This is a genomic window from Streptomyces sp. P5F9 (assembly GCF_057961495.1).
The window spans coordinates 1-4,577 of record NZ_JBXVPZ010000631.1 but is presented as its reverse complement, the minus strand read 5'-3'; the positions used below and the strand labels follow the sequence as shown (position 1 = coordinate 4,577).

Sequence of the window (4,577 nt, the reverse complement as noted above, 5' to 3'; positions counted from 1 at the left end):
GGGTTGCGTGCGGGACTGCGGAGCGCCGGGGAGGGGCGTCAAGTGCCGGGCCGGGTGGCGTCGGGTGCCGGGGGGCGTCTCGACATGCGTGCCGGGTCAGGCCTCGGCGTAAGTGCCGGACCGAGCTTCGGCACACGTGCCGGGTCAGTTCAGCGCACGCGCCGGGCCAGGTCAGCACACGCGCCGGGTCAGGCCTCCGCGTCCAGCTCCGCGAGGTGGGCGATCACGTTCTCGTCCAGTTCGGCCAGCCGTGCCGCGCTCGCCTCGTCCAGGCCCGCGAGTGCCCGGAGCTGATCCGGGGTCACATCCGCGGGGATCGGTACCGGTGCGGGGGTGCGGAGCGGCGGCTGCCAGCCCTCCGTCGGCGTCCAGCGGCGTACGACCCGTGCGGGCGCCCCCGCCACCACGGCGTGGTCGGGCACCGTGCCGCGGACCACTGCACCGGCCGCCACCACCACGTTCCGGCCGATCCGCGCGCCTGGCAGGATCACCGCGCCGGTGCCGACCCAGCAGCCGGGGCCGATCTCGACCGGTTCCATGCGCGGCCACTGCTTGCCGATGGGCTCGTGCGGGTCGTCGTAGGAATGGTTCGTGGACGTGACGTAGACGTACGGCCCGAAGTAGCAGTCGCTGCCGATGGTGACCGTCGTGTCGGCGATGACGTGGCTGCCGCGGCCGAGGACTACGCCATCGCCGAGGCTCAGAATCGGGTCGGGGCCGAGGTCGAGGTCCGGCATCAGGCCCGCCGTGAGCGTGACCTGTTCGCCGACGATGCAGTGCGAACCGAGGTGGATCCAGGGTTCGCCGAAGACCGTGCCCAGGGGGAAGGCGAGCCGGGTGGCTTCGCCGATCGAGCCGAACCGGAAGCTGCCGGGGTTCTCGGCCGTCACCGACCCCGTGCGCTGCACCCAGGCCCAGCCCGCGTGGACGGCGCGCTGAACGAGGCGGCTCCGCCATTTTGAGAACGTGTTCTTGCGGTTGGGCACCCGGCCACGGTACTCAGCGTGAGCCGCACCCATGAGGTCCGGCCGCTGTGATCTTCGCCCCACCGATGTCGTACCGTGCGGGTGTCTTCGACGGTTGGGAGGGTCTTGTGACGCACAGGGCGTTGATCGTGGGTATTGGTGGGCGGGAGCCGAAGGTCGACAGGGAGGCCTTTGTGGCTCCTACGGCGTCCGTGATCGGGGATGTGACGCTGTCTGCCGGGGCGAGTGTCTGGTACGGCGCGGTGGTGCGGGGCGATGTCGAGCGGATCGTCGTCGGGGCCCACAGCAACATCCAGGACAACTGCACGCTCCATGCCGATCCGGGGTTTCCGGTCAGTGTCGGGGAGCGGGTTTCCGTGGGGCACAACGCCGTTGTGCATGGAGCGACCGTTGAGGACGACTGCCTGATCGGGATGGGGGCTACGGTGCTCAACGGGGCGGTGATCGGGGCGGGTTCGCTCGTTGCGGCTCAGGCGTTGGTGCCGCAGGGGATGGTTGTGCCGCCGGGTTCACTGGTCGCCGGGGTGCCTGCGAAAGTGCGGCGCGGGCTGAGCGGTGAGGAGCGGGAGGGGTTGACCCTCAACGGGACCATGTATGCGGAGTTGGCCAAGGCGCATCGCGGGGTGCATGAGTAGACCGGCTGGCGGGTGCGGGTTGCGTGTGGCTGGTCGCGACCACGCGGCGGAGCCGCATATCGAGCACAGCCCCGCGCCCCTTCGTTACTCGCCCGCGTTTACCGGTTCGGGGGCGTTCTTCTCTGCCGTCATTTTTTGCGCCTTGCGGCGCACCATCAGCATTGAGGCGAGGCCGACCAGTACCGCCGCCGCCAGGCCGAAGTAGGAGAACCGCTTCAGCCAGTCCTCGGCGACGATTCCCACGTAGTAGACGACCGCTGTGGTGCCGCCGGCCCAGATGACTCCGCCCAGGAGGTTGGCGATCAGGAACTTCCAGTAGGGCATGCGGAGTACGCCCGCGAGGGGGCCGGCGAAGATGCGGAGGAGGGCGATGAAGCGGCCGAAGAAGACGGCCCACATGCCCCACTTCTCGAAGGACCGTTCCGCGGTGGCCACATGGCCTTCGCTGAAATGTCTGGGGAACTTGTTCGCAAGCCAGGCGAGCAGGGGGCGTCCGCCCTTGCGGCCGATCGCGTAGCCGATGGAGTCGCCGATCACCGCGCCCAGGCTCGCGCAGGCACCCAGGACGATCGGGTTGATGCCCGAGTGCTGGGAGGAGAGCAGTGCCGCCGAGACCAGGACGATCTCGCCCGGCAGCGGGATGCCCAGGCTCTCCACCCCGATGACGAGTGCCACCAGGGCGTAGACGGCCACCGCCGGAACCGAGTCGAGCCATTCCTGGACGTGCAACGCCGGTCCTCCTGAATGCGCGGACTGCCTGTCTTGCCGGCGTGCGCCTCGAACACATGGGGCGCACCTGTGAAGCCTACCGCTCGGAATTGGACGGCACCGTCCCTCGGGCGAGCGCTCGGACAGCGGCCCGAACACCGGCCTGAACAGCGGCTTGGACGGCGGCCTGGACAGCGGCCTGGACAGCGGCTCTGGCGACCGCATCGAAACCGCTCCGTTACGTCCCAGGCGGACCGAAAGGGCATCACCTACCCGAGATTCACTTAAGGTAGCCTTGCCTAAGTTGGCCGGTTTCCGGAGGGTGGCTGGTGGGAGCAGGGGAACTGTCGGGGCGGGACGTCCTGACGCGCTCGGTCAAGGGACAGACACGGCGCGTCGCACTCGGCTCGGCGCTCGGAAGCGTGCACCAACTGGGGGAAGCCCTGGTGCCGGTGCTCATCGGTGTCGTCATCGACCAGGCCGTCGCCGGTCAGGACGCGGGACGTCTGGCGCTCTGGCTCGGCGTGCTCGCCGTCATGTACGTGACGCTGTCGTGGAGTTTCCGGCTGGGCGCGAAAGCCGGTGAGCGCAGTGCCGAAGAGGCCGCGCACACACTGCGGTTGGCGATCGTGGGGCGGGTGCTCGACGCCCGTGGCGGTGCCGAGGAAGGACGGCTGCCCGGGGAACTCGCCAACGTCGCCACCGAGGACGCCAAGCGGGTCGGCGCGGTCAACATGGCGCTGATGGCCGGGATATGGGCCGTCGCGGGTGTCGCTGTGAGCGCCGTGGCGCTGCTGCTGACGTCCGTGACACTCGGGTTGATCGTGCTGCTGGGCACGCCCGTTCTGCTGTGGCTGGGGCATCTGCTGAGCAAGCCGTTGGAGCGGCGCAGCGAGGCCGAGCAGGACAAGGCCGCTCATGCCTCGGGCGTGGCCGCCGACCTGGTGGCCGGGCTACGGGTGCTGAAGGGGCTCGGTGCGCAGGACGCCGCCGTCGAGCGGTATCGCCGGACGAGTCGCATCTCCCTTGCCGCCACGCTGCGTTCGGCGCGTGCCGAGTCCTGGCAGACCGGGCTCGTGCTCGCGCTCACCGGTGGGTTCATCGCGCTGATCGCCCTCGTGGGCGGCCGGCTGGCGCTCAACGGGTCGCTGACTCTGGGGCAGTTGGTGTCGGCGGTGGGGCTCGCGCTGTTCCTGCTGGGGCCGTTGGAGACGTTCGCCTGGGTGAACGCCGAGCTGGCGCAGGGCCGTGCCTCGGCCGCCCGTGTCGCCGAGGTGCTCGCCACCGGGCACGCCGTGGTGGACGGCGACGACCCGGTCGCCGAGCCCGTTCGCGGGGAACTGCGGCTGCGTGGCGTACGGCTCGGTGGGCTCGACGGTGTCGATCTCGACCTGCCCGCCGGGCAGTTGACCGGCATCGCGGTGACGGACCCGGCCGGCGCCGAGGCCCTGTTGCGGTGCCTGGGGCGGGAGACCGATCCGGAGGCGGGGTCCGTCGAGCTGGACGGCGTGCCGCTGACTCGGCTTGATCCGGCGGGACTTCGGGCGGCCGTGCTGGTCGCCGCGCATGACGCGGCGCTGTTCGAGGGGTCGTTGGCGGCGAACGTGACACCGGAAGACGGCTCTCAAGGCGGAGTGGCCGATCTCCTCACCGAGCGTGCCATGGCCGCCGCCCGCGCCGACGAAGTCGCCGGCTCCCTGCCGCACGGCACCGCGACCGGTGTCGGTGAGGGCGGGCGTTCTCTGTCGGGTGGTCAGCGCCAACGCGTGTTGCTGGCAAGGGCGTTGCGTGCGGGGCCGCCCGTTCTGGTCGTGCACGATCCGACCACCGCTGTCGACACGGTGACCGAGGCCCGTATCGCCGGCGGCCTGCGGGAGTTCCGGCAGGGCCGCACCACGATCGTGGTGACCAACAGCCCCGCCCTGCTCGCCGTCACCGACCACGTGATCCTCCTCGACGCCGGCCGCGTCGGCGCCGAGGGCACCCACGCGGACCTCGTACGAACCGACGCGACCTACCGGACGGCGGTGCTGGCATGACGACCGGAGCTGAGGGCACGGAAGCGGGACAGGTGGACGCGCGAGGGACAGACGCGGAGCGGGTGGACGTGGAGCAGGTGGGTGCCGGGCAGGTGGACGCCGAGCAGGGGGGTGCCGGGCTGACGCGCGCCGAGCCGGTCGACGCCGGACAGCCGCGTGCCGGGCGGACGCCGGCCGACCCATCGAACCCCGACCAGTCCGACCCCACC

The 4,577-nt window shown here is 70.9% G+C and carries 5 protein-coding genes; 3 read left to right on the top strand and 2 right to left on the bottom strand.

Annotated features, from left to right (window positions below):
- Positions 1–188 precede the first annotated feature (188 nt).
- Complete coding sequence (locus AC31A1_RS47315; RefSeq protein ID WP_489659247.1) at positions 189–1,019, bottom strand: acyltransferase; 831 nt, start codon at positions 1,017–1,019, stop codon at positions 189–191.
- 74 nt (positions 1,020–1,093) lie between these two features.
- Here AC31A1_RS47315 and AC31A1_RS47310 point away from each other — a divergent pair, with 74 nt between their 5' ends.
- Positions 1,094–1,621, top strand: coding sequence for a gamma carbonic anhydrase family protein (locus AC31A1_RS47310; RefSeq protein WP_489659248.1), 528 nt, complete (start codon positions 1,094–1,096; stop codon positions 1,619–1,621).
- An 84-nt stretch (positions 1,622–1,705) separates the two neighbouring features.
- On the opposite strand, the gene AC31A1_RS47305 is transcribed toward AC31A1_RS47310, so the two are convergent.
- Positions 1,706–2,350, bottom strand: coding sequence for a DedA family protein (locus tag AC31A1_RS47305; RefSeq protein ID WP_489659246.1), 645 nt, complete (start codon positions 2,348–2,350; stop codon positions 1,706–1,708).
- Positions 2,351–2,658: 308 nt separating this feature from the next.
- On the opposite strand from AC31A1_RS47305, the gene AC31A1_RS47300 reads away from it, so the two are divergent.
- Positions 2,659–4,368, top strand: coding sequence for an ABC transporter ATP-binding protein (locus AC31A1_RS47300; protein WP_489659245.1), 1,710 nt, complete (start codon positions 2,659–2,661; stop codon positions 4,366–4,368).
- Positions 4,365–4,577 (top strand): hypothetical protein (locus tag AC31A1_RS47295; RefSeq protein ID WP_489659244.1); only part of this gene is annotated, 213 nt, incomplete at its 3' end. The genes AC31A1_RS47300 and AC31A1_RS47295, both read left to right, overlap by 4 nt.

Coding starts and splice junctions, on each gene's coding strand:
- AC31A1_RS47315 (WP_489659247.1), bottom strand. CDS start 1,019: ATGGGTGCGGCTCACGCTGAGTACCGTGGCCGGGTGCCCAACCGCAAG.